At 34.4% G+C, this 20,531-nt stretch carries 21 protein-coding genes; 3 read left to right on the top strand and 18 right to left on the bottom strand.

All coding sequences use genetic code 11. The annotated features are described in order from the left end of the window. Positions 1-4: 4 nt before the first annotated feature. The 6 genes from QSV08_RS01510 to QSV08_RS01485 are packed head-to-tail and all read right to left on the bottom strand — an operon-like array spanning position 5 to position 6,409. Positions 5-1,378 carry an alkaline phosphatase family protein gene (locus QSV08_RS01510; protein ID WP_324025948.1) on the bottom strand — a complete coding sequence of 458 codons (1,374 nt, stop codon included), beginning with the start codon at positions 1,376-1,378 and terminating at the stop codon, positions 5-7. Between the two features lies 1 nt (position 1,379). Next, a complete protein-coding gene (gene eboE, locus QSV08_RS01505) occupies positions 1,380-2,573 on the bottom strand; it encodes a metabolite traffic protein EboE (protein ID WP_324025946.1) in 1,194 nt (397 codons plus the stop codon). A gap of 5 nt (positions 2,574-2,578) precedes the next feature. Next, positions 2,579-3,739: a 3-dehydroquinate synthase gene (locus tag QSV08_RS01500; protein ID WP_324025944.1), complete on the bottom strand. Its 1,161-nt coding sequence runs from the start codon at positions 3,737-3,739 to the stop codon at positions 2,579-2,581. Positions 3,740-3,746: 7 nt separating this feature from the next. Further along, positions 3,747-4,646 (bottom strand): UbiA-like protein EboC, encoded by a 900-nt coding sequence (eboC, locus tag QSV08_RS01495; protein ID WP_324025942.1) that lies wholly within the window; start codon positions 4,644-4,646, stop codon positions 3,747-3,749. A gap of 1 nt (position 4,647) precedes the next feature. Then, positions 4,648-5,556: a TatD family hydrolase gene (locus QSV08_RS01490; protein ID WP_324025940.1), complete on the bottom strand. Its 909-nt coding sequence runs from the start codon at positions 5,554-5,556 to the stop codon at positions 4,648-4,650. 1 nt (position 5,557) lies between these two features. Beyond that, entirely contained in the window at positions 5,558-6,409 is an 852-nt protein-coding gene (locus tag QSV08_RS01485; protein ID WP_324025938.1) for an EboA domain-containing protein, read from the bottom strand. A gap of 119 nt (positions 6,410-6,528) precedes the next feature. Here QSV08_RS01485 and QSV08_RS01480 point away from each other — a divergent pair, with 119 nt between their 5' ends. Continuing rightward, entirely contained in the window at positions 6,529-7,110 is a 582-nt protein-coding gene (locus QSV08_RS01480; protein WP_324025936.1) for a tRNA-(ms[2]io[6]A)-hydroxylase, read from the top strand. 8 nt (positions 7,111-7,118) lie between these two features. Here QSV08_RS01480 and QSV08_RS01475 read toward each other — a convergent pair whose 3' ends face one another. The 12 genes from QSV08_RS01475 to QSV08_RS01420 form a co-directional block, all read right to left on the bottom strand. Beyond that, on the bottom strand, positions 7,119-8,009 hold the full coding sequence (locus QSV08_RS01475) for a Ppx/GppA phosphatase family protein (protein ID WP_324025934.1): 891 nt from the start codon (positions 8,007-8,009) through the stop codon (positions 7,119-7,121). Positions 8,010-8,021: 12 nt separating this feature from the next. After that, positions 8,022-10,088, bottom strand: a complete 2,067-nt coding sequence (gene ppk1 / locus QSV08_RS01470) for a polyphosphate kinase 1 (RefSeq protein WP_324025933.1) — start codon at positions 10,086-10,088, stop codon at positions 8,022-8,024. After that, positions 10,085-10,573: a SixA phosphatase family protein gene (locus tag QSV08_RS01465; RefSeq protein ID WP_324025931.1), complete on the bottom strand. Its 489-nt coding sequence runs from the start codon at positions 10,571-10,573 to the stop codon at positions 10,085-10,087. Before QSV08_RS01465 ends, ppk1 begins: the two co-directional genes overlap by 4 nt. 15 nt (positions 10,574-10,588) lie before the next feature. After that, the gene (gene pdxH / locus QSV08_RS01460; RefSeq protein WP_324025929.1) at positions 10,589-11,236 is read right to left on the bottom strand and encodes a pyridoxamine 5'-phosphate oxidase; all 648 of its coding nucleotides are present in this window, start codon (positions 11,234-11,236) and stop codon (positions 10,589-10,591) included. 78 nt (positions 11,237-11,314) lie between these two features. After that, positions 11,315-12,220: a ribonuclease Z gene (locus QSV08_RS01455; RefSeq protein WP_324025927.1), complete on the bottom strand. Its 906-nt coding sequence runs from the start codon at positions 12,218-12,220 to the stop codon at positions 11,315-11,317. A 35-nt stretch (positions 12,221-12,255) separates the two neighbouring features. Further along, a complete protein-coding gene (locus QSV08_RS01450) occupies positions 12,256-12,588 on the bottom strand; it encodes a ribonuclease Z (protein ID WP_324025925.1) in 333 nt (110 codons plus the stop codon). Between the two features lies 1 nt (position 12,589). Next, complete coding sequence (locus tag QSV08_RS01445) at positions 12,590-13,516, bottom strand: aspartate carbamoyltransferase catalytic subunit (protein WP_324025923.1); 927 nt, start codon at positions 13,514-13,516, stop codon at positions 12,590-12,592. A gap of 4 nt (positions 13,517-13,520) precedes the next feature. Continuing rightward, positions 13,521-14,060 (bottom strand): bifunctional pyr operon transcriptional regulator/uracil phosphoribosyltransferase PyrR, encoded by a 540-nt coding sequence (pyrR, locus tag QSV08_RS01440; RefSeq protein WP_324025921.1) that lies wholly within the window; start codon positions 14,058-14,060, stop codon positions 13,521-13,523. Positions 14,061-14,173: 113 nt separating this feature from the next. Beyond that, entirely contained in the window at positions 14,174-14,902 is a 729-nt protein-coding gene (locus QSV08_RS01435; protein ID WP_324025919.1) for a LytR/AlgR family response regulator transcription factor, read from the bottom strand. After that, positions 14,899-15,933, bottom strand: coding sequence for a sensor histidine kinase (locus QSV08_RS01430; protein WP_324025917.1), 1,035 nt, complete (start codon positions 15,931-15,933; stop codon positions 14,899-14,901). Before QSV08_RS01430 ends, QSV08_RS01435 begins: the two co-directional genes overlap by 4 nt. 7 nt (positions 15,934-15,940) lie before the next feature. Further along, the gene (locus QSV08_RS01425; protein WP_324025915.1) at positions 15,941-16,282 is read right to left on the bottom strand and encodes a DUF4907 domain-containing protein; all 342 of its coding nucleotides are present in this window, start codon (positions 16,280-16,282) and stop codon (positions 15,941-15,943) included. Positions 16,283-16,356: 74 nt separating this feature from the next. Next, positions 16,357-17,346, bottom strand: a complete 990-nt coding sequence (locus tag QSV08_RS01420; RefSeq protein ID WP_324025913.1) for a Kelch repeat-containing protein — start codon at positions 17,344-17,346, stop codon at positions 16,357-16,359. Positions 17,347-17,586: 240 nt separating this feature from the next. Between QSV08_RS01420 and QSV08_RS01415 the strand changes: the two genes are divergently transcribed. Continuing rightward, on the top strand, positions 17,587-18,927 hold the full coding sequence (locus QSV08_RS01415; protein WP_324025911.1) for a DUF4270 family protein: 1,341 nt from the start codon (positions 17,587-17,589) through the stop codon (positions 18,925-18,927). Beyond that, positions 18,917-20,167, top strand: coding sequence for an OmpP1/FadL family transporter (locus QSV08_RS01410; protein WP_324025909.1), 1,251 nt, complete (start codon positions 18,917-18,919; stop codon positions 20,165-20,167). Before QSV08_RS01415 ends, QSV08_RS01410 begins: the two co-directional genes overlap by 11 nt. The last annotated feature ends 364 nt before the right edge of the window (positions 20,168-20,531 follow it).

Here is a 20,531-nt window from a genome sequence, read left to right as displayed (position 1 = left end):
AAATTTAGTTTAATAAGTGATCTTCAATAAGACCACGTACTTGTATTGCACTAATCTTCTGATCGTTATCACCCATTATATGATTACTTATAAAGACAGGAAAATCTTCAACATCTTCAGTCAACCGACCGTGTGATCCTTTTATCAAAGTAGCATCAATTGGTATAATATTCATGACCGTTCTAAAGCCCATTTTTTTCTTAAGTAGCTTACCCACTACTTTTGCCATCACCAATTTATCTTTTGGATCTGTCAACATTTCAACTGGATCATAACCTGGCTTTTTATGAATATCTACCATTCTTGCATAGTCTGGTGCCTTTGCATCATCTAGCCAGAAGTAATACGTAAACCAAGAATCTTTATCTGCAACCACCACAATATCACCACAACGCTCATGATCTATATGATAGGTCTTTAAATCTTCTCCGTAAAGAACTTTCTCTACACCGTCAATTGACTTCATCAATTCGGCAACACGTTCAATATCTTTAGAATTCTTACAATACACATGTGCTATTTGATGATCAGCTACAGCAAACGCAACACTGGCTCCTGCATCTAAAAGCTCTAATCCTCGTTCTTCACGAATAGCCAACATTCCCTCTTTTCTTAATACACGATTAAGATGAATTGGTCTGTTTACATTTGTAATTCCGTATTCTGAAAGCAGAATCACTCTAGCATCTAGTGCTTCATAATGTTGCACCAATTGCTTCACTACAGCATCTATTTCGTTCAGGTCTTTTGAAATCACTTTAAAATCAAGACCGTACCGTTGTAAATTATAATCTAAATGCGGAAGGTAAATAAAGGTTAAATCTGGATTGTGCTTTTTATCTGTTAATAAAGCGGCATCAGCTATCCATTTAGAAGAATTGATAGTTGTTTTAGGTCCCCAAAATTCAAATAACGGAAAAGTACCTAATGCTTTTTGCATATCGTCTCGCAACTCAGCCGGATAAGAATATACATCGGGAATTTTTCTGCCGTCTGCTAAATAATTTGGTCTTGGCGTAAGGCTATAATCAACATTAGAATACATATTATACCACCAAAAATGATTGGCGCAAGTAAAATTAGGGTGTTGCTCTTTTAAATCGTCCCATATTTTTGGTTGCTCTACCAGTTTATTTGATTGTCGCCAGAACTTGACTTCGCATTCATCTTTAAAATACCAGCCATTACCAACAATACCATGCTCTGATGGCCATTTACCCGTTACATAGGTAGATTGCACAGCACAAGTAACACCTGGCAAAACAGGTTCTATGTATGATGATTGACCTTTTTCTAAAAATGATTTTATAAACGGAGTATGCTCACCTATCAATCGCTTCGTTAACCCAACTACATTTATGACTACCGTTTTTTTCATATTACATGTGTGATTTAAACCACTCTATTTCTCTAATTATAGATACTGATAAATCTTGTTTTAAATCTGAAGGAAGAACATCCCAAGTATAGGTTTCTATTTCTAAATGTTCTGACACCGCATTCGATTTAATATAATCCATCGTTTTCAAAATATGGTCTTGTGTTGAGAACAACTCGCCATATTTCTCCAAGAAAATAGGTACATGATAATGTGCCCTAAGTTCAGTGTGCTTTCTATCTCCTTCTAATACCAGAGGTAAATCGCTATACGTTATTACTTTGCCATCGATTTTCTCAGTTACTTGATGCAAATAGGTTGGTTCATTGAATTGAGACAATTGTTCCCAAATAACCTCATCATTTCCACCACCAAAAAGAATTTTTAATGCTGCACTAACCTGAATCTTACCAACTCGTATATTTTCTTTTTTAAACTTAGCAAAAGTATCTGTAGGTTCTTCATACGCCAATGAAAAATGGCAAACGTCATAACAAATGGTGATGTATTTTTTAATCAACTTTTCAGATTCCTTCTGATCTAATCCTAATTCCTGTTTAAGAAATGATGCTCCTAACGGTAATAAGTAGTCAGAATAAAAAGATAATACTTCATCGCTATTCTCTAGCAATCCGTCTGGCTCTGGTTCTATATCTAAATGCAAATAGGTTCCTGTAGCTTGCTCAATTTCAAACAATTGTTTGGCAACCTCTAGCATATTTTTAGCTCCTACCTGAAATGCGTTTTTTGTTTCGTTTTCTGTTTTATGCCAGTATTTATAAGTAATCGGTGATGTAGAAATTCCCCCATTCATTTCCGCCGGAATTAATTCGGATAATTGACGAAATAATCGTTTTGTATATTTCAATCGATCATCGGTAGTCCAATCTGGAGCATGCACCATATCTTTTACACGTTCATCATGAAAATTTCCATAAGGGAATCCGTTCATGGTGAAAACATATAGATTGTTGGAATCTAGCCACTTCTTGAAATCAGACATATTATCTCCCAAATCAAGTTCTTCACTTGCTTTATTAGATAATCGCAATCCCAGACCAAATGGTTGTTCTTTTGAAACTTCTTGTTTTATCTCTGGAACGTGTTTCTTAATACTCTCAAAAGTACTTTTCCAATCTTGACCTGGATGAATATTTGTACAATAGGTTAAATGAAGATTTTCTTTTAGCTGCATTGAACTTAATTTAATGCGAATTGATGATTCAACTTTGAAACTGCTTGCGCCATTAGCTCCATATCGATAGTATGAACGTCATGCTTAACACCTAAATCAGAAATTAGGGTAATTGTCAACTGACCCCCTAAATGCTCTCTAAACTCTTCTATACCATCTAACAAAGATTGAATCTCTACAGCGCTTTCTACCGGAAGAGAAAGATCAAAACCGATAGCAATCATCACGTCTAAAATATGCTGTAAATCCCCCTGTGAAATTAAACCGGTTAATTGAGCATAAGTCACATCTAGCGCAATACCTTTTGCTACCGCTTCGCCATGTCGCAATTCATAATTGGTCATAAACTCCATCTTATGGGCTGCCCAATGCCCGAAATCTAATGGTCTTGATGATCCCGACTCAAATGGGTCACCGCCTTGCGCAATATGATGCATATGCATTTCTGCACATTTATAAATTACATATTGCATGGGTTCCATTTCTCTATTCTTAAGTGCCGTAGCATTATCGGCTATATACTTAAAGAAAGACCTATCCTTAATCAAGGCAACTTTAATGGCTTCAGAAATACCAGAAATCCAATCGCGTTGCTCTAAAGTTTCTAGAAAATTACTGTCGTTGATAATTGCGAAAGGCGGAGCGAATGTTCCTAAAAAATTTTTCTTTTTAAAAGCATTAACACTGTTCTTCACCCCTACTGCAGAATCGTTCTGAGATAATACTGTAGTAGGTATTCGTATCAACTTAACACCTCTATGCGCAATTGCAGCTGCATAACCGACCATATCGATTACTGCACCACCACCAATGACAACTACAAATGAATGACGACAAATTTTGTTTTCATTGACACCTTTTAAAACAGAATCAATAGCTGCATCGCTATTTTTAACTTGCTCGCCACCTGGCAATACCAAAGTATTCGTATACTTTATAGTTTGCTGATTTTTTTTACAATAGGCTTCAATCTGATTTATTAACCCAGGGTGATGGTTTTTAACTCCGTCATCCAACACAAACAAAAGTTTGACAGGTTCAAAGCTCTTATAGTTCGCAATTAATTTTTCGAATAACGGATTCTCTAAAGCAAATAGTCCCGAAGTAAAGTACAATTGATAATCATATTGCACTTGAAAAGACTGTTTTATAGGTTGTAATTGCATAAGTATTTTATGTTACTGCAAATAGTTTAGACAAAAGTATTGATACTGGCAATAATAATAAAACTGCTAGCGCCAAATACCAGTTAGAAAAACCTGCTACCCAGCAAGCGTTCATCACAACAAGCGATAGTACACCGCCCATTACCGCCTTCTTTATATTCTCAGGTGAATTCTCTTTGTAGGCTTTCAAAAGTGGTTTAAAAATTAAATATGCGAACAAAATTAAAAACGGTAAAAGAATTAACGAATTGTCTTTCTGTTGGATAACAACTAATGATATAGCTACTATAACTATTGCATATAAAATGCCAGCCCAGACAATGTGTTTTTTGTTATTACCATGTACTTCGCCTCTACTGATTAAAGTTATCGCAAAAATGTAAACTACAGGCACTAACGCAATGTACCAATGAGAGAGCATACCCAAAATAGACATTCCCATTAACAAATTTAATCCTCGACAAACACCCATGTTCAAAGGTCCGGCGAAACCGAATTGCTTAAAATACCCATCATACGTTAGAATAGCAATAGTCAAGATTACGGATATTATCCCTGCAAGCATATTACACTTGAATGCCAAGGTAACGCCTATCAACATTAATATAGTTCCGAAATAAATTGCCTCACGCTTAGGCACTAATCCGCTTGGTATGGCTCTTTCCGGTCTTTCAATAGCATCTAATTCTGCATCGAATACATCATTAAAAACAACTCCGCCGGCATATAAAGCAACCGAAGAAAAGACCAATAAAAATATATCACCGCTTTGCTCTGTTAAAAAGCCAAGCACGTCTATATTCCGCAGATATAATGCAATAGCAATACCCGCCAAAATATCTGCTGCGGCAGTTGGCAAATTTGCGGGTCTTGCCAAACGAGCAAAACCCATTAACTTTTCTTTCATTTTAGGTGATTTGGTCTTCGTCTATTCTTGGCTTCTGACCTCTTAAAACACTATTATCATTAAATAGTTGCGATTGATTAATGCTATCTGGCTGTAACCAATGCGCTTCTTTCATTTTTCCGTTTTTACTAAAAGCATCTAACGCATTTTGGTAACAGGTTTTTCTAACATCTTCTATAGAAATACCTCTTTTCAACATTAAAGAAGCCGTTTTCGGCACTGCCAATGGATCACTTACACCCCAGTCTGCAGAGCTATCTACGATAATATTAGAACTACCAAATTTCTTCACTACTTCTACCATACGTTCATTACCCATCTTTGTTTTTGGGTAAATAGTAAATGCAGCTATAAATCCGCGGTCAAGAACCTCTTTTACCGTTTCTTCGTTATTATGGTCAATAATGACATTGGCAGGATCTAAACCGTGTTCTAAACAAACTTCCATACTCTTAATGGTACCGGCTTTCTTATCGCGATGTGGTGTATGCACTTGAACCGTCATGTCCAATTCTTTTGCCATATCTAATTGCATTCTGAAAAACTTATCTTCTGCAGGTGTTTGGTCATCATAACCAATTTCACCAATGGCAACTACATTCTCTTTATGTAAGTATAAAGGCAACAATTCTATAACTTGTTCCGCTAAAGCCTCATTGTTAGCCTCTTTAGAATTTAAGCCAATAGTGCAATAATGCTTAATACCAAATTGGCTAGCTCTAAAAGGTTCCCAACCAACAAGACTACTAAAGTAATCTTGAAAAGAACCAACTTGGGTTCTAGGTTGACCCAACCAAAATGAAGGTTCTATTATCGCAACAACTCCCGCTGCCGCCATTGCTTCATAATCATCTGTTGTTCTTGACGTCATGTGAACATGCGGGTCAATAATCATCATTTTATCTTCCATTCTATTGTTGTTTAATCGTATTCCAAGTTATCTGTTGGTCTGCTATTTTATGTTTTAGCTCTGGTTTACTATTCAAAAGTGCCAATGCCTTATCATTTTCTGAATGATAACAACAAAGGGCTCCTGAATTATTTTCTAATACATCATCACTATCAAGAAGTGTCTTCATATCATTCAATAGTTCCTCATTCAAAAATTTCGAAACGGGTCTCCAAAATAATGGGTCTATTTTTCTGCCTGCAGCCCACCTTTCATGTGCATAATCAGATATTATTCTAGTTAAATCAGCATTTGCTCTTTCATCAACAGATTCTATTTGCGAAAGATCTCGCTCCATAAATGCAGCTTTTAAAAACATCTGATTCCATTGTTGATCATTGAAATATTTCGCCGGATATGGATTGTTCAATGAAATTGCATCAAAAATCGTAGCAATGTTCGTTCTTAAAGCTTCTACCGCTGTTTGTTTATAAGCTTCTGGGTTTGGCAATAAAATCAAGTATTTTAGAAAAGTTTCTAACTCACTAGTATCAGCCACTTGTATAATGTTTGCGACTTTAGGTGTATAATATTCCTGATCATGCCCTAGAACTTCCGACAACAAATAAATACGCGCTACTTGTAGAATATTTGCTTTATGTGCGCTGAAATAGCTAGTACTTTCAGTATCTAATTGTTTAAATGAAATTGGTTTTACCGCATCAAATTTCACATTTAGAAGGCTATAGCTCATGAATAAATCTTTTGAAGACTTATCACTAGCCAGCTTCTCTATTTTACCTTCTAACCAACTTACACTTTCTGGTGCTCCAAATTGGATTAAAATATTTTGAATGTCTTTTTGATTGTGCATTTTGTAATAAGATTGACTTTACATCAAAAATAATTATTATTCAGCAGTAAGTTGTCTAGGTTCTTGATTATAATTGGCTCGGTCTCGAAATCTTTTCTAATTTTGAAAAAAAGTAAACTATGCTAGGCTTAAAACTACCTACTGATCCAAGATGGGTAAATATTGTAGAGAAAAATATTGATGAAATACTTACTGATCATGCGTATTGTGAGCAAAAAGCTGCGAGTACTGCCATATCGCTAATTGTATCTTTCCCTGAATATACAGAGCTTGTTGAAGAAATGGTTGCCCTATCTAGAGAAGAAATGGGTCATTTTAAAATGGTGCATGACCTTATATTAAAACGTGGTAATACTTTAGGTCGAGATCGTAAAGATGATTATGTAATTCAACTAATCAAATTCTTTCCAAAGGGAGGAAGCAGAACTACACAGTTGGTTCATAGATTATTGTACGCAGGATTAATTGAAGCGCGCAGTTGTGAGCGATTTAGATTATTATCTGAAGAGTTAGAAGACAAAAAATTAGCCGAATTCTATCATAAATTAATGATTAGTGAAGCCGGACATTATACTATGTTCTTAAAATTTGCCCGTAAATATGGGGAATTAGAAGAGGTGAATAAAAAATGGGACAGTCTTCTGGAATATGAAGCTCAAATCATGAAAGATTTAGGCACCAAAGAATCTATTCACGGTTAAATCTCAGATTACTTATTTTCAGAATTGTATAAATCTTTAATTATACCATCTGAAAGTCCGATTTTAGGAACATGAATTTTCTTCGCTCCACTCCATTTGGCAGCTGAAAGAAAAATTTTGGTTGCCGGTATAATAACATCTGCCCTATCTGGATTTAACCCTAATTCTGATATACGATCATCATAACTTAAGCTATCTAAAAAATGATATTGAGCGTTCAACCAGATATAAGATAAGGGCTCACCTTCTTTTCTTCCTGAAAGCTTATGCAACTTATTGATATTACCACCTGAGCCAATAATAGATAATTTTGGCTTGTCTTTGAGAATTAGTTTAATCCATACTTCTAATTTATTCCAGGTCTCGGGTTTTACCATATCGTTCAAAAGTCTAACCGTACCTAATTTAAACGACTTAGAAACTTGAATTTCACCATTTGAAAATAAGGTGAATTCTGTACTTCCCCCACCAACATCAATGTATAAATAAGATTGATCCTCTTTAATAAGACTCTTTAAATCTGTCGCGGCTATTATAGCTGCTTCCTGCTTACCATCTATCAAATCTATTTGAATACCTGATTCCTCAGCTACTTTTTTTATAATCTCATTTCCATTATTGGCTTCTCTCATTGCCGAAGTGGCGCAAGCTCTGTATTTTTCTACTCCTGCAACTTCCATCAACAATTTAAAAGCCTTCATGGTACTTATTAACCTAGTTTCATTTACCTCAGAAATTTCACCTACCGTAAATGAATCTTCACCTAAACGCACAGGCACCCTAACCAAAGCGCTTTTTCTGAATTGGGTCTTTTTACCCTTATCCTCAATCACGTTATGCGTTAGCAACCTGATGGCATTGGAACCTATATCAATCGCTGCAAATTTTCTTACCTTCAAAAGACCTTTTTTTTAAGATTCTTGTTTATTCGCATAATACTCATAGGTTGCAAATTGTGACCTAATTCTAGGTAATGTTGTCTTTCTATACGCATTATCTTGAGCTGCGTTGAATACACGTGCTTTCATGTTATCTTTCCAACAGATATCAAATGTATCCATCAATTCTTTTTTAATTTCCTCATCATAAATTGGGCAACCAACTTCAACTCTATAATCGAGGTTTCTAGTCATCCAATCTGCAGACGATATATATATTTTAGTATCACCACCATTAGCGAATGCAAAAATACGTGTGTGTTCTAAAAATTTATCTATTACACTTATAGCTTCTATGTTTTCACTCATACCCTCAATACCTGGTATTAAGCAACATATACCTCTTATGATCAACTGGATCTTTACCCCTGCTCTACTTGCTTCATACAGTTTATCTACCATCTTATAAGATGTAAAACTGTTCATTTTTATTTTAATAAAAGCTACTTTACCTTGCTCGGCATTTGCTATCTCATTATCAATTAATTTCATGAACGCATTTTTAGTATAATGCGGAGAAACAATAAGGTGTTTGTATTTATTGATTTTATAGGTAGTCTCAAAGAAGTCGAAAACCTTGTTCAACTCTTTTAGTATAGAATCATCTGCTGTAAAGAGTGTAAAATCAGTATAAATTCTTGCTGTAGATTCATTGAAATTACCTGTGCTTACGAAACCATATCTCTTTATTGAACCAGCTTCTTCTCTTTCTATCAAACATATTTTACTATGTACTTTTAAACCCGGTACACCAAAAATTAGTTTTACACCTTCTCCCTGTAACTGCTCTGCATATTCAATATTGGCTTGCTCATCAAAACGAGCTTGAAGCTCAATTTGTACGGTAACTTGTTTACCATTTTTAACTGCATTAATTAAAGATGCGGCAATTTGAGAGTTTCTTGCCAGCCTATATACCGTAATCTTAATAGTACGTACTTTAGGATCTAAAGCAGCTTCACGCAAAAACTTTAAAATATATGTAAAGGTATGATATGGAGTATATTGCAGATAATCTTTTTTAGCGATACTTTCTAAAATACTACCTTCTACACTTAAGCCTTTTACCGGTAACGGGATAATTTTATCGTACAGTAAATCTTTTCTACCCAAGCTCGGAAAGCCCATATAATCTCTACGGTTATGATATCTGCCGCCAGGTATTACACTATCGGTATCTTCAATATTCATCTTCTCTTTTAGAAAAGTTAAGGTATCTCTACCTATACTCTTATCATAGACAAAACGAACCGGATCACCTATTTTTCTGTGTTCTACACTAGATGATATTTTCTCAATAAAACTCTTACTTAAATCGTTGTCGATATCTAGCTCGGCATCTCTCGTTATCTTTATCATATGAGCCGAAATAGACTCGTATTCAAACATGGTAAAAATATTGTCTAAGCAATATCTGATCAAATCATCTAGAATAATGATATAACTCTTTTCGCCTTCATCTGGCAAAACAACAAAACGGTCTATTCCCTTCGGAATTTCAATTAATGCATATCGTTTCTCTTTCTTACTTTCTTCACTTTTAATGACCATTTTTACTGCCAAATATGCTGCAGTATCTTTTAAGGTTGGAAAACGAGTAAGATCGTTTAGAATGATTGTCATTAACTGCGGACTCACCTCTTTCAAGAAATAGGCTTTTGCAAATTCCTTTTGGTTTTCGTTTAGCTCTGTTTCTTTAATTATAAAGATATTCTTACCCTCTAACTCATGCTCAATTCTTCTAAGAATCGTTAAACTTTTAGTTTGCTGCTCTATTACAATATTTGTAATCTCTTCTAAGAGATCTTTAGCCTTTTCACCACCCAATACACTTTTACCAGTTTTACCTGCTTCAACTATACGCTTTACCGTTGCATACCTAACTTTAAAAAACTCATCTAGGTTGTTAGAGAAAATTCCTAAAAAACGAAGTCTTTCAATTAATGGAACATTCTTATCTGCGCTTTCTTGTAATACACGCTCGTTGAACCATAACCAACTTATCTCTCTATTTACGTACTGGTTGTTATTTTTTATCATGCTTTTAGTTGCTTCGGAAAAATGGTTTGTATTGTTGAGCCTTTTGAAATAGTAGCCCACGTAATTTCATTAAATTGTAAATGAACAAATCCGCTAGTAGGCACATTAATAATATGCTTATCTCCTAATGAATTTGCCAAATGGGTAAAGGTATGGTTGTGCCCAAAAAGAAGAACATTGTCTAAATTATCATCTAAATTCTTAATAAATTCGAGTACCTGGTCTCCTGAAAAATCATACAACTCTGAAGTTATATTACAATCCTCAAGAGGATATTGAAGTGCTCGTAAGCAAATCATACAGGTATGAAACGCCCTGTTTGCCGGACTCGTATAAACATGGTCTATTTTTAAATTCTTTCTTGCTACTTCTTCCCCAACCAAATGCGCATCGAAAATACCTCTTTGTAATAATGACCTGTCTTGATCACTAACATTTAGTTCCCAAGAAGACTTACCATGTCGCATTAAATATAAATTCTTCATATAGCTTAATAAAATTTAAGGAGCCAATCGTTCCATTTTCCAATCAAAATCATCTGTAAGGGTATATCGAATACGATCATGCAATCTATTAGGTCTACCCTGCCAAAACTCCATTGACACTGGTCTCACCAAATATCCGCCCCAATGTTCTGGTCTTTCAATTTCCTTACCCTCATACTCTTTCTCTAACTCGGTAAGTTTATTTTCTAACACAGACCTAGAATCTATAACAGTGCTTTGATCAGAAACTAAAGCTCCTAATTTACTTCCGTCTGGTCGTGATTCAAAATAACCATCAGAGAGATTTTTCGACAATTTCTCAGCGGTACCTTTTATAATTATTTGGCGTTCTAAATTCGCCCAGAAAAAAGAAATACAAATTTTAGGGTTTTCACTTATCGCTCTTCCTTTCTCACTATTATAATTGGTGTAAAAAATAAAACCTTCGTGTGTGTATTTTTTAAGAAGAACAACCCTGCTTTTTGGAAAACCATCTACACCCACCGTAGAAACAGTCATGGCATTAGGCTCATCGACTCCGTCAGACTTTTCAACTTCGTAAAACCAAGTTTGAAATAGCTGAATAGGGTTGTCAGATATACTATCTTCCATCAACGCGCTTTTCTCGTATGATTTTCTATAATCTCCTAAATCTTTTTGCATCATTTTCGTGTTAAAAACAAGATAAACAAAGTTCTAAAAAGAAAGGAAAATAAACGGTATAAAAATGTATTAAAACATTTAAAAATCGAAAGTCTTACCATCATCGGCAAGTAGCACATTCTTAAATATAGTTGATGCTTCTTCTTTAAAAAGCTCAATAGATTTATAACGTGTAGAATAATGACCTAATACTAAGGTTTTTACGTCGGCCGCTTTTGCTACTTTTGCAGCTTGCATTGCAGTTGCATGCTTTGTTTTCGTTGCCAATTCGGCTTCTGACTCTAAAAAGGTAGATTCATGATATAAAACATCAACATCTTTAATTTTCGCAGCTAAGCTTTCATCATAAATTGTATCACTACAAAAGGCATAAGATTTTGGCTTAGGCGGATCATAAGTCAATTCACTATTACTAATTACCTCTCCATTATCTAGGGTGATATCTTTACCATTTTTTATATTCTGATAATAGGCTTTATCTATACCATACTTCTCGACAGCTTCTATATTCAGCTTTCTTTTTCCAACTTTTTCCCTAAACAAATAGCCATTTGTGTAAATCCTATGATCTAGCGGTATTGTCGTAACACTAATTTTAGTATCCTCAAAAATAAGCTCAGACTCTTTACTTGTAAGTTCATGAAATAATAAAGGATAGTTCGTCCATGAATCGCCTAATTTTAAAAGTAATGTAATAGCTTCTTTGATTCCTTTTGGTCCGTATACATGAAGCTCCTTCTCTCTACCTAGTAATCTCATCGTAGAAATGAAACCTGGCAGACCAAAAAAGTGGTCTCCATGAAGGTGTGAGATGAAAATATGATTAATTCTTGAGAACTTTATTTTATGCCTTCTGAGTTCGACTTGTGTTCCCTCACCACAATCAATTAACACAATATGGTTATTGATTTCTAGAACTTGAGATGTTGGGTTCGTAAATGTTCTTGGTGTTGCCGCATAACAGCCCAATACAGTAAGGTGCATAATAATTGTATTCTATAATTTCTTGATATAGCCTGTTACAGCCCTAAATCGCGTTCAATTTCTTCCATTTCAACTACATCGCGTGCTTCTTGAAGTGACGGAACTAAATTTATTTCTTCTGGCACATCGTCATATGACACCTGATTTGATACCAATACGAATGACTTACCATTCTTTTTATGCTTTCTAGCTATTTCTAAAAATGAAATAACATTGTAAGGTGTCAGTTCTGAGAAACTCAATAAATCTAACACGAGATTATCATTCTTAAACTTGTCATATTCCTTCTCTAAATTTTGGAAAAAAAGTTCAATAGAAATTTTTTCTTGAGAGACGATGATCAACGATCCTTCTTTAGTAAAAATCATATCATTTAATTTTAGATGCTAACAAATAAATCACTGCCATGCGTATGGCTACTCCGTTTTCAACTTGATTCAAAATTATAGATTGTTTTGAATCAGCAACATCACTTGTAATTTCAACCCCCCTATTTATTGGTCCGGGGTGCATAATTACAATTTCTTTATCTAAACTATCCAGTAGTTTTTTATTGACTCCGAATTGCTGAGTGTATTCTCTTGTAGTCGGAAAATAAGATATATCTAACCTTTCGTTCTGTATTCGCAACATATTTGCCACATCGCACCACTCTAAGGCTTTTCTCAAATTGGTTTCAACACCTACACCTAAAGATTCTATATATTTAGGCAACAAAGTTTTAGGTCCGCACACTTTAACATTTGCACCTTGTAATTTTAGTGCAAAAATATTTGAAAGTGCTACTCTTGAGTGCAATATATCACCAACAATTACCACATTTTTACCAGCAACATCGCCCAGTTTTTCACGAATAGAGTAAGAATCTAATAATGCCTGCGTAGGATGTTCGTGTGCCCCATCGCCAGCATTTATAATAGAAGCGTTTACATGCTTTGATAAGAATATACCCGCCCCAGGATTTGGATGCCGCATGACCACCATATCTACTTTCATAGATAAAATGTTATTTACGGTATCTATTAAGGTTTCTCCTTTTTTTACTGAAGACTGACTAGCAGAAAAATTAAGCACATCTGCAGATAGTCGTTTTTCAGCAAGCTCAAAAGATAATTTTGTTCTGGTACTATTCTCAAAAAATATATTGGCAATAGTAATATCTCGAAGTGAAGGCACTTTTTTAATAGAGCGATTGATCACTTCCTTAAAATGATCTGCAGTTTCAAAAATAAGCTGAATATCGGTTTCCTTTAGATATTTAATTCCCAGTAAGTGTTTAACACTCAGTTCGCTCATTTTCTTATCTATTTACTAAATATATAATATCCTCCCCGTCATTTTCTTCCCACATCACCTTTACTTTTTCATCATTAATAGCATCTACCTGGCGACCTCTATAATTAGGTTGTATAGGCAAATGTCTACTAAATCTACGGTCAATTAAGCACAACAGTTCTACATCCTTTGGCCTACCAAAAGACTGTAGAGCAGTCAAAGCTGCATTAATACTTCTACCGGTATATAGAACATCATCTATTAAGACCACGTTCTTATCTTCTATTAAAAAATCGATTTTTGTTTTTGTAGCTTCTAAGGTCTTGTCTCCTCTTCTAAAATCATCACGATAAAAAGTGATATCTAAGAAACCAAGATCAATTTGCTTTACTTTATATTCTTCTTTTAGAATTTTGGTCAAGCGCTTAGCGAGAAACTTACCTCTAGGTTGAATACCTATTAAAACAGTATTTTCAAAGCTTAAATGGTTTTCAAGAAGCTGACAAGCCAATCGATGCAGGATGATATTTATTTCTTTGGAAGAGAGTAAAACTTTTTGACTCATAATATGCACCCGTGCTTTTAGCTAAACAAAAATAGAGAATTCTATCTAAACTTTGATAGCTTAAGTTAGGAAGTAAAAACGAAAGAATAAATTTAGGCACCTATCTGGGAAATCTACAACCCTAGTATAGAGAAAAAAGCCTCTTTATGACTTTCACCAATAGGAATTCGCATATCGTTTATTACTATTCTATTACGCTGTACAGTTTTAATGAAATTTACGTTTACTAGGTAAGATTTATGTACTCTAAGAAACTGATTAGAAGGTAATTTACCCATAATCTCTTTAAAACTCATGAGTGTAAGAATGGTTTTGTTCGTATTAACAATATGAATCTTTAAATAATCTTTTAGACCCTGTACATATTCGATTTGATCTAAATCGATTTTTATACTTTCATATTCCGCCTTTACAAAAATGAACTTTTTATCTACTGAATTATCGCCGGCCGATGAAAATACGTTTGCTTCCATAATAGTTTTTTGTTTTTTAGATATTAAATCTTGTACTCGTGATACTGATTTTATAAAACGATGGTATGGTATCGGTTTTACTAGATAATCAACGGCATTTAACTCAAAGCCTTCAACGGCATATTGAGAATAGGCTGTAGTAAATATGAAAAATGGCTTATTATCTAAAGTGCCCATAAAATCAATCCCGTTAATTTGAGGCATTTCGATATCGCAAAAAATTAAATCGATTTTCTTCTCCTTTATATCACTAATAGCATCTAACGGATTGGTGTAGGTTTTTACCAAATCGATAAAATCTAACTTTTCGCAATAACCTGAAAGTATTTCTATTGCTAATGGCTCATCATCTATAATTATACATTTCATAGGCTAGCTTGTTTTTGGTAAATAGTTAACGATACTTCGTAATCTTTTCCGTCATTGTCAACTTCAAGATCATGCAAGCCTGGGTAAATTAGCTTTAATTGGTTTCTAATATTTTCTAAACCAATTCCAGAATTCTTTGTGGGCTCTCTAAACACCCCTATTTTATTCTTAACATTTAAATAGACTGAGGCATCTGTAATAATTAAAGCAATTTTCACATAGGTCTTACCTTTATAGTCGGTACCGTACTTAAATGCATTTTCAATAAAAGAAATAAAAAGCAAAGGCGGCACTGCTCTACCCCTATCTTCTCCTGTTATTTTTAAAGAAACATTTTCACTATCAGATAATCGCAATCGCTGTAATTGAATGTAACTTTTTATATAATCTATTTCTTTGTTCAATGGCACCAAGTCTTTATCGGCCTCGTAAATCATATACCTCATTAACTCAGACAAATCAACAATAGCCTCAGAAGTATCTGGCGATTTTTTTACCGAAAGCGCATAAATTGTATTCAGTGTATTGAATAAAAAATGCGGATTCAACTGCGCTTTTAAAAATTGCAACTCTGACTTAATACTCTCTTTTTCAACTGATAACCGTAAATTCTCATTACGTTTCCACTCTACATATATTCTTAAAATAGCACTAATTACATAGGGTATACCAAGATTTACGAACGATCTATAAATAGGCATATAACCAAAACCTCTTGGGCGTTGAAAATCCATTATAAAATTCTCTGGAAACTTTGGTTCGTAAAAATGATTTAGCAGCATCACAGAAGCCACCAACAAACCCAATGAGACCAACAGGTAAAACAGCACGCTTTTTTTCAACAGATACTCTGGTACTAGATAGAAGTAGTTGAAATAAAACAGCACGATTATAACAATCAGCTTCGGAAAAACATCTGAAGGAATTGGTCTTGCATCATTCAAAATCGGATAAAAAGTGAGTCCGTATAACAATATCCATATACTAATATGAACAACTATTTGAACCCTATTTTTAATAATCGATTTCATAAAGAAATTAGCGACTTGTCGCAATAGCAATATTTAATTCTGCTAAATCTGTTGGTAATAAAATTGGCGACTTACCTTCTTCCAATTTTGTTATTACAACATCTGCAGTTTTTAAGGCCTGACCCTCGGTAGCAAACTTTTGCTTACCTGGAAAACCTGGTATATATTCTTGTAAAATCACTATTTTTTCTCCTCTCATAATCTGATAGCCATAACCATCATTTAAATCTACCACCTGACTATGAAAAGTTTGGTTTTGATTAATGAACGTTTGATTATAAAATGAATAGCCTAACACAAGTGCCAAAAATAACACAAGTAAGACCCAATATTTTGCAGTCGAAATCATAAATAAATGTTTAAAAATGGGCCAATCCACTCAGATTGACCCAAAAAATTAACAATTGCACTCACTATGAAAAGTTAATCTTCCTCTTCGTACTCATCTTGAGGAAAGAATTCATCTAAATCATCTAGGTATAAAGTACCTGTTCTACCCATTCCTATAAATACACGACTACCATTAGAAAAGGCTATCGCATCTTGTCTTGTCGCTCCTTCAAAAGAAGTTTTTTGCTCCCATTCATCCGATACTGGATCATACTCCCAAACCGTATTGGTAGCACCACCTAATTCACCTGTTGCTATATAACCGTATCCATTTAAAGTAAAACCAACAGCATTACTTCTTTGTATAGCATAATCATCTTCTTCATCTAAATCTAATTTCTGTGTCCAGCTTTCTGTTGTTGGATCAAACACCCAGAAATCATCCAAGTAAACTCCGTTAGAAATACCAGTACCTAAATACACCAAACCATCAATAGTAAAGGTCGTTGCTGATATTCTTTTATTTCCTCCAAAGCCTACTAGTTCTGTCCAAGTATCATTGGCTGGATTATATTTCCAAAAATCTTTCCTATCATTTTCACCATCATAACCAGTTCCAACATAACCAAATCCGTTGGCACCAAAACCAACCGCATTTCTTCTAGCAGTAGTTAAAGACGCAATTTCTGTCCATGTATTTGATGCCGTATTATAGCTGTAAAAATCTGTTAATTCATCAACCCCATCATAACCAGAACCAATATAACCTGTACCATCAATTTCAAATCCAACGGCTGCATTTCTGGCAGCACCGGGGAAATCTGCTTTCTGAGACCAGTAATCTCCTTCTATATCATATGCCCAAAATGAAGCCAAATAATCATCGCCATCATATCCAACGCCCATATAACCAACATTGTCAATTGTAAAGCCAGACACACTACTTCTTGGGCTACCATCAAATATAGATTTATCTACCCAGTTACCTAAATTTTCATCATCATCACTTGAACAACTTGTAATTACCATAGCAAGCATAGCCATACCGGTAATTTTATACATATACGATTTTCTTTTATTCATTAGTTTTTTTGTTTTATGATTTTTCTTTTCAAGATCAAATCTACTAGACACCCTTCCGTTCAAAAAACACAATAGATTAAAATTGATTTTTAACATACCAAACCCTAGTTTTTATCTACGAACACAAACTTTTGATTAATAGTTCAAATTACAGGGTTTATCCCTTAACATTCACGATTCGTCTATTCAGGTTTTTACAAACGTGCTTGGTATTTAGCTTTGAGAAAAATTAATTTCTAAATGAAGGTGTTCCTAAACAAACTACGTGCGCTCTATATCATTATAGTAGGCGGTTTCATCGCTTTTGCCGCTCATTCTTGCAGCGATGATATTTATAATGATTCTGAATTTGTTGCCGGCGAAACTTTTACCGACAGCAACATTCGACTTATACTGATAGACACTTTAACGGTCAGTACATCTACTATGAAGTTTGACAGTATTGTCACTTCAGAATCTACAAGAATATTATTAGGAAAATATACAGACAACGTATTCGGTACCGTTACGGCATCTAGTTATATGCAGTTTCTGCCAGAAACTTACACGATAGATTCAGAGGCAGTTTTTGATAGTATTGTTATGGTATTGGGTTATGACAACTATTATTATAATGATACGCTACAGAAAAACACTATTCATATTAAAAAAATTAATGAAAATCTAAAACCAGAAAGTGATGATTATTTCTACAATACAAGCAATATTGGTTATGATGAAGATGACTTAGGCTTTTTTGAATATAACCCTAGACCATTGGCAGGCGATTCTATAACTATAAAACTCGTAGACGATTTTGGTACTGACGTGTTTTCTAAACTTCAAGAAAAAGATATTATAAACATTGATGAGTATCGAGATTACTTTAAAGGTATTGCCCTCTTGCCAGATGATGTTGATGATGGTTCTGTTATAGGTTTTTCTAAATCTTCTGAAAAAACCTATATGCGTTTATATTATAGTACAGATACCGAACTCGAATCTGAGTCAGAATATTTAGATGTTCAAATTAATGCTGCAACTTTCCCTATTCCATTTTTCAATAGAATTACAGCAGATGACCCTATTACTCCTTTGCAAACTTTGACCGATAGTAAGGTAAATTTAGAAAGTTCAGATGCTAATAACCAAAGCTATATTCAGTCGGGTGTTGGTATTGCCATGCGTGTACAATTCCCCAGTATTACTAGTCTTTATGACATACCTGGCAGTGGAACTATTTTAGACGGAGTCTTAAAAATTAAACCAACACCTCAATCTTATGATGATCATCTAAAACTGAGAGACACACTTGCCGTTTACGTGGTTGACCAAAACAATGATTTAATTGAGACGCTCACATCTACTTCATATGCTATTCTCAATAGAGACAATCAAGAATTTAATGACATCTATTACGAAATACCAATAGCCTATTACTTAGAAGAATTACAGTTGAAAGATAGAGATATTGATGATGCACTGATACTGCTTCCTGCAGATTATAACTCAACGATCGATAGATTTATTTTGAACGGGAACGGCAATGGCGAAAACGAAACAATTTTAGAATTAACATACGGTATATACGATGAAGATTAATCAAATACTATTTTTTACCATAACAGCATTGTTAGCTTTTTACCAGTCTTCGGCACAGTCTGAAGCTTTAACGAGTTCACCATATTCACTTTACGGATTAGGAGTCATTAACCAAACCAGTATTGGTAAATTCAATGGTTTAGGCTACAGTGGTATCGGTATTAAATCTCCGTACGAGATAAACAATTTAAATCCGGCGAATTATGCACTAATCCCACAAAACTCCTTCTTATATGATATAGGTGTCACCGGTGAATTTAACAGTTACAGCAACACTTCTTCTTCTGACGAAAAGTCGAATGTAAACTTTTCTAATTTAGCCTTCGGATTTAGAATTATGGAAAACTTAGGTGCCGGTATTACTATGACACCCTATAGCGATGTTGGCTATTCGCTACTTGGCGTTAGTAGCAACATTGAAGGATCTACAGAGTCTTTTGAAAGTAATGTTGCCGGATTGGGCGGGTTAAATGATATTAAACTTAATGTTGGTTACGCCCTAATGCCAAAATTGAGATTAGGTTTAAGTGCCTCGTTTTTATTCGGAAATATCGAAGAAACGGAATCTTTCTTTTATAGCACTTCTACATTCGAATCTGTAGAGCAAACTAATTATAGTGGTGCAAGATTAGGTTTCGGACTTCAATATGATGTTAATGACAAAATAACTATTGGTAGTACCGTTCAACTGCCAACAAGTTTAAACGGAAACCTAAAACGATCTGTCGACAAATCAATATCAGGAATTGCAATTTCTGTGGAAGATGAAAGCTCTGATAATGTTTCTGACTTTAAACTTCCTTTAGAGTTCGGTTTTGGTATGAGCATAAAACCTATTGAAGAGCTGACCTTTAGTGCAGATTACAAGAAAAATTTCTGGTCAGACACTAATCAATCAGAAAACATTGGCAGCTACGAAGATCAAGATATTTACGCCTTTGGTCTAGAATTTATTCAAGATCCTACCAGTTACAAATACGGTCAAAGACTTGCGTACAGATTAGGATACAATTATGACAACGGATACTTGGCAATAAGCGATAAAAAAGTAGAAGGCTATAATTTTACAGCGGGTATAGGTATACCCACCAGTAGAGGTACACACTCCATGATCAATCTTTCTTATAGTTATGGTTCAAAAGGGCTTTTACAAAACGTATTGGTGAAAGAGAATTTTCACCTAATTACGTTAAACTTGAGTTTAGAAGACATCTGGTTTGTGAAGAAAAAGGTTTACTAATTAAAGTACTATACTAAACACTAACTACTAGCATTTATCTAGAAGTGAATTTAAACTTCTGGTATTAAAATCTCCATTAGTAATTCATTTTTTTTGGAACCCTAATAGGAACTGAGAATTGTGGATATTAAAAAAAGCCCAGATTAGTTTCTGGGCTTTTACTTTTGATACTTTCCTAAGATATATGTTGTCAAATTAAGGCAAGAAAATACCGAATTTATCTATCTATCTATCTATCTATCTATCTATCTATCTATCTATCTCTAAAGTTATTCAAATCTCTTTATCAGCATCCCCTTTAGCAACTCACTTTATCACAACGTAAAAGTAAAAATAATAGATACAAAAAAAGCCCGGATACATA

The sequence above is a fragment of the Maribacter sp. BPC-D8 genome (assembly GCF_035207705.1).
Lineage (GTDB): Bacteria > Bacteroidota > Bacteroidia > Flavobacteriales > Flavobacteriaceae > Maribacter.
Note: the sequence above shows the minus strand (reverse complement) of the source record. Positions and strands in the feature narration are given on the sequence as shown.

Coding starts and splice junctions, on each gene's coding strand:
- QSV08_RS01510 (WP_324025948.1), bottom strand. CDS start 1,378: ATGAAAAAAACGGTAGTCATAAATGTAGTTGGGTTAACGAAGCGATTG.
- eboE (WP_324025946.1), bottom strand. CDS start 2,573: ATGCAGCTAAAAGAAAATCTTCATTTAACCTATTGTACAAATATTCAT.
- QSV08_RS01500 (WP_324025944.1), bottom strand. CDS start 3,739: ATGCAATTACAACCTATAAAACAGTCTTTTCAAGTGCAATATGATTAT.
- eboC (WP_324025942.1), bottom strand. CDS start 4,646: ATGAAAGAAAAGTTAATGGGTTTTGCTCGTTTGGCAAGACCCGCAAAT.
- QSV08_RS01490 (WP_324025940.1), bottom strand. CDS start 5,556: ATGGAAGATAAAATGATGATTATTGACCCGCATGTTCACATGACGTCA.
- QSV08_RS01485 (WP_324025938.1), bottom strand. CDS start 6,409: ATGCACAATCAAAAAGACATTCAAAATATTTTAATCCAATTTGGAGCA.
- QSV08_RS01480 (WP_324025936.1), top strand. CDS start 6,529: ATGCTAGGCTTAAAACTACCTACTGATCCAAGATGGGTAAATATTGTA.
- ppk1 (WP_324025933.1), bottom strand. CDS start 10,088: ATGATAAAAAATAACAACCAGTACGTAAATAGAGAGATAAGTTGGTTA.
- QSV08_RS01465 (WP_324025931.1), bottom strand. CDS start 10,573: ATGAAGAATTTATATTTAATGCGACATGGTAAGTCTTCTTGGGAACTA.
- pdxH (WP_324025929.1), bottom strand. CDS start 11,236: ATGCAAAAAGATTTAGGAGATTATAGAAAATCATACGAGAAAAGCGCG.
- QSV08_RS01455 (WP_324025927.1), bottom strand. CDS start 12,220: ATGCACCTTACTGTATTGGGCTGTTATGCGGCAACACCAAGAACATTT.
- QSV08_RS01450 (WP_324025925.1), bottom strand. CDS start 12,588: ATGATTTTTACTAAAGAAGGATCGTTGATCATCGTCTCTCAAGAAAAA.
- QSV08_RS01445 (WP_324025923.1), bottom strand. CDS start 13,516: ATGAGCGAACTGAGTGTTAAACACTTACTGGGAATTAAATATCTAAAG.
- pyrR (WP_324025921.1), bottom strand. CDS start 14,060: ATGAGTCAAAAAGTTTTACTCTCTTCCAAAGAAATAAATATCATCCTG.
- QSV08_RS01435 (WP_324025919.1), bottom strand. CDS start 14,902: ATGAAATGTATAATTATAGATGATGAGCCATTAGCAATAGAAATACTT.
- QSV08_RS01430 (WP_324025917.1), bottom strand. CDS start 15,933: ATGAAATCGATTATTAAAAATAGGGTTCAAATAGTTGTTCATATTAGT.
- QSV08_RS01425 (WP_324025915.1), bottom strand. CDS start 16,282: ATGATTTCGACTGCAAAATATTGGGTCTTACTTGTGTTATTTTTGGCA.
- QSV08_RS01420 (WP_324025913.1), bottom strand. CDS start 17,346: ATGAATAAAAGAAAATCGTATATGTATAAAATTACCGGTATGGCTATG.
- QSV08_RS01415 (WP_324025911.1), top strand. CDS start 17,587: ATGAAGGTGTTCCTAAACAAACTACGTGCGCTCTATATCATTATAGTA.
- QSV08_RS01410 (WP_324025909.1), top strand. CDS start 18,917: ATGAAGATTAATCAAATACTATTTTTTACCATAACAGCATTGTTAGCT.